Here is a 4112-nt window from a genome sequence, read left to right on the forward strand (position 1 = left end):
GAAGAAGCCCCACTTCATCAAGCGACGCCATGACCGCAGCTAGCCCCCCGGCATAGTAGAAATCTTCCATCAGGAACCGGCCCGACGGCATCAGGTCGACAATGGTCGGAACGTCGCGGCCAAGGCGGTCCCAGTCATCGAGGCTGAGATCGACACCAACCCGGTTGGCGATGGCGATCAGATGCAGCACCGCATTGGTCGAACCGCCGATCGCGCCGTTGACGCGAATGGCGTTCTCGAAGGCCTGCCTGGTGAGGATCTGCGAAATCGTCACGTCGCGGCGGACGAGATCGACGATCTGGCGTCCGGCCAGCTGGGCGAGCACGCCACGGCGCGAATCCACGGCGGGGATCGCGGCGTTGTCCGGCATGCCGATGCCGAGCGCTTCCACCATGCTTGCCATGGTCGAAGCGGTGCCCATCGTCATGCAGCTGCCCGCCGACCGGCTCTGGCCCTGCTCGGCGGCGAGGAAGTCGGCGACCGGCATGCGTCCAGCCTTGACCTCCTCGGCGAATTTCCAGACATGCGTGCCCGAGCCGATATCCTGTCCGCGGAACTTGCCGTTGAGCATCGGTCCGCCGGATACGGCGATGCTCGGCAGATTGCACGAGGCGGCCCCCATCAAGAGCGCCGGCGTGGTCTTGTCACAGCCGACCAGCAGGATGACGCCATCGATCGGATTGCCACGGATGGATTCCTCGACATCCATGCTGGCGAGGTTGCGGAACAGCATGGCGGTCGGGCGCATATTGCTTTCGCCCAGCGACATCACGGGGAATTCCAGCGGCAGGCCGCCGGCCTCGTAGACGCCACGTTTGACGTGGTCTGCCAGCGCCCGCAGATGCGCATTGCACGGTGTCAGCTCCGACCAGGTGTTGCAGATGCCGATTACCGGGCGGCCGTCGAAAGCGTCTGCGGGAATGCCTTGGTTCTTCATCCAGCTGCGGTGCATGAAGGCATTCTTGCCCTCGCCGCCGAACCAGGCTTCGGACCGCAGTTTGCGTTTGGTCTCGGTCACTATTGCTGGCCCCGGTCGTTGCGGCGTTTGTTGCGGTTCTCGACGCTGCGGCGCACGTCGTCCTCCGCATTGTCGATGAGCACCAGCAGCGCCTTTTGCGCGCCTGTGGCGTCGCCGCCGGCAATCTTCTCGGCCACTTCCCGGTGCAGCGGCAGGGAGTGGCGCTGGCCTTCCGGATTGTCGTTGGAGAGGCGAAAGCTCATCACCAGCGCGGTTTCGACCAGTGCCGCCAGCGAGCCGATCAGCTCGTTGCCGGTCATGCGCAGAATGGTCTGGTGGAACACCAAATCGGGCTTGGCGAAGCGGTCGCCGTCATCGCTGACTGCTTCCATTTCGGCCAGTGCCGCATGGATCTCGGCGATCTGTGCCGGCGTTGCACGCCGCGCGGCGAGGGCTGCCGACATCGGCTCGATGGCGCGGCGCAATTCGAACAGCGCCCGCACATCCTCGGCGCTGACACCGCCGGCATAGCGCCAGGACAGGACGTCGGGGTCGAGGAAATTCCAGTCGGAACGCGGTCGCACCCGCGTGCCGGTCTTTGGCCGCGATTCGACCAGCCCCTTGCCGGCCAGCACCTTGATCGCCTCGCGCAGCACCGTGCGGCTGACCCCCAGCATCTCGCTGGAATCGTCGGCATTGGGCAGGGCCTCGCCGGGCAGGAAGTCGCCTTGCACGATGCGCAAGCCGATCTGCTCGACAACGGTGGCGTGCAGCGCGGTGGAGCCGCTGGAAACCGCCACGGCAACCCGTGACGTGCGTGCCGTGCTGAACGATTTTCTATTCTTCATACTATTCATATGATATGTCTTATCGCCATGGCGATTGGAGTCAAGGGATTGGGGAGTGCCAATGACAAAGAATTCCGCTGTGGCCGTCGCGCAGCGCACGGAGCTGGTCTCGATCAGTGACGGCATCGCGACGGTCGAGATTGCTCCGGCAGCCGGCGGAGCGCTGGCGTCGTATCGGTGGTGGCGGGATGGTTCAGCCGTGGATTGGCTGCGCCCGGCCGATCCAGTGGCGATCAGCCGTCGCGATGCTGGCGCCATGGCTTGCTTTCCGCTCGTTCCCTACTCCAACCGTATCAGGGGTGGCCGCTTCGAATTCGCGGGGCGTTCGATCCAATTGCCCAGCCAGCCTGACGATCCGCACTACGAGCATGGCCATGGCTGGCGTCGCCCATGGACGGTCATCAGCCACCAAGCCAGCATGATCGTCCTGCGCTGTCGGCACACCGCCGATACCTGGCCATGGAGCTATGAAGCCGAGCAAGCGATCTCGCTGGCCGACGGCAGGCTTTGCATGACCATTGCGGTGCGCAACCTGTCGGACGCGCCGATGCCGGTGGGCTTCGGCCTCCATCCCTATTTCCCGTCGACACCGTGGACGCATGTCCAGGCCCGGGTATCAGGCATGTGGGAAACCGATGCGGAGGTCCTGCCCATCCGGCATGTCCCGCCGCCTGCTGGGGCCGATCCATCCATCGGCTTTGACGTATCGGAGGTCGACTTCGACACGGTCTTCACGGGATGGACGCGCCGCGCCCGGATCTCCTGGCCCGAACACGAACGGCAGCTGGACATCGAGGCGGAGGCGCCGCTCGATTTCCTCGTCCTCTACACGCCGCCGGGCGAACCGTTCTTTTGCGCCGAGCCGGTCAGCAACATCACCGACGCTTTCAACCGGATGGATGACGAGAAGATCCATACCGGCTGCATCGTACTGGCGCCTGGCCAGAAGCAATCCGCCAGTATTCGCTTCACACCGTCGCTGGCTGTTTGACGGTCAGCCGTCCAAAGCAGTCCGGTCAGAACGGATAATGCTGGCCAGGGTCCTCGATCGTCACCCAGCGCAAATCGGTGAATTCGGCGATCGAGGCCTTGCCGCCGAAACGGCCATAGCCGGAGCCCTTGACGCCGCCGAACGGCATCTGCGCCTCATCGCCGACCGTCGGTCCGTTGATATGGCAGATGCCAGCTTCGATGCGGGCGGCGACGGCAAACGCACGTTTGATGTCGCGGCTGAAGACGGCTGACGACAGGCCATATTCGGTGTCGTTGGCGACCCGCACGGCCTCGTCCTCGCCCTTGACGCGGATCACCGGCTTGACCGGTCCGAAGGATTCTTCCGAATAGACGCGCATCGTCGGCGTCACGTGATCGAGCAGCGTTGCCTCGACCACGGTACCGCTGCGCTTGCCACCGGCGACAAGCTTGGCGCCCTTGGCCACGGCATCGGCGACAAGTTCTTCCATCTTGTCGGCCGCCTGGCTGCTGATCAGCGAGCCCAGCACGACATGGCCGCGCGGATCGCCCGCCGGCAGCTTCGAGGCGCGGGCGGCGAGCTTGGCGACGAACTCGTCGGCGATCTTTTCATCGACGATCAGCCGCTCCGTCGACATGCAGATCTGGCCCTGATGCATGAAGGCGCCGAAGGTGGCCGCGTTCACCGCCGCGTCGATGTCGGCATCATCCAGCACCAAAAGCGGCGCCTTGCCGCCGAGTTCAAGCAGCGCCGGCTTGAGGTGCCGGCCGGCGAGCTCGGCGATGATCCGGCCGACCTTGGTCGAGCCGGTAAAGTTGACGCGTTTCACCGCGGGATGCGCGACTAGCGCTTCAACGATACCGGCAGCGTCTTTAGGATCGTTGGTGACGACGTTAATGACGCCCTTGGGCAGCCCTGCCTCGACCAGCACCTGGCCGATCAGCCGATGCGTGCCCGGGCACATTTCGGAGGCTTTCAGCACCACGGTGTTGCCGCAGGCGATCGGCATGGCCACGGCGCGTGTCCCGAGAATGACCGGCGCATTCCAGGGTGCGATGCCGAGGCATACACCGGCCGGCTGGCGGATCGCCATGGCGAGCGTGCCCGGCTTGTCGGACGGAATGATCTCACCCGAAATCTGCGTCGTCATGGCCGCAGCCTCGCGCAGCATGTTGGCTGCCAGCATGACATTGAAGCCGGCCCAGGGGCCTGTGGCGCCGGTCTCTTCCATCATCAGCCTGGTGAATTCACCGACCTTGGTGGCCATCACATCGGCCGCTCTGGAGAGCAGTGCCCGGCGCTCGCCGGGCCCGGTCTTCGACCAGGCGGGAAA

At 64.8% G+C, this 4112-nt stretch carries 4 protein-coding genes; 1 reads left to right on the forward strand and 3 read right to left on the reverse strand.

The window, feature by feature from the left end; translation table 11 throughout:
- Together EOA36_RS29420 and EOA36_RS29425 are read right to left on the reverse strand one after the other, a co-directional pair.
- Window positions 1-1018, reverse strand: a 1018-nt coding sequence (locus EOA36_RS29420) for a dihydroxy-acid dehydratase (protein WP_189553411.1), incomplete at its 3' end; no start/stop codon positions are given.
- Window positions 1018-1806: a FadR/GntR family transcriptional regulator gene (locus EOA36_RS29425; RefSeq protein WP_189553413.1), complete on the reverse strand. Its 789-nt coding sequence runs from the start codon at window positions 1804-1806 to the stop codon at window positions 1018-1020. The genes EOA36_RS29420 and EOA36_RS29425, both read right to left, overlap by 1 nt.
- A 61-nt stretch (window positions 1807-1867) precedes the next feature.
- Between EOA36_RS29425 and EOA36_RS29430 the strand changes: the two genes are divergently transcribed.
- Window positions 1868-2797, forward strand: coding sequence for an aldose 1-epimerase (locus EOA36_RS29430; RefSeq protein WP_127280489.1), 930 nt, complete (start codon window positions 1868-1870; stop codon window positions 2795-2797).
- A 25-nt stretch (window positions 2798-2822) separates the two neighbouring features.
- Here EOA36_RS29430 and EOA36_RS29435 read toward each other — a convergent pair.
- Window positions 2823-4112: aldehyde dehydrogenase (locus EOA36_RS29435; RefSeq protein WP_145969368.1), on the reverse strand; the 1290-nt coding region annotated here is incomplete at its 5' end.

It is taken from the genome of Mesorhizobium sp. M8A.F.Ca.ET.021.01.1.1 (genome assembly GCF_003998025.1).
In the GTDB taxonomy this organism is placed as follows: Bacteria; Pseudomonadota; Alphaproteobacteria; order Rhizobiales; family Rhizobiaceae; genus Mesorhizobium.

Bases quoted from the DNA above. Each gene is read 5' to 3' on its own strand.
- EOA36_RS29425 (WP_189553413.1), bottom strand. From the start codon at position 1,806: ATGAAGAATAGAAAATCGTTCAGCACGGCACGCACGTCACGGGTTGCC.
- EOA36_RS29430 (WP_127280489.1), top strand. From the start codon at position 1,868: ATGACAAAGAATTCCGCTGTGGCCGTCGCGCAGCGCACGGAGCTGGTC.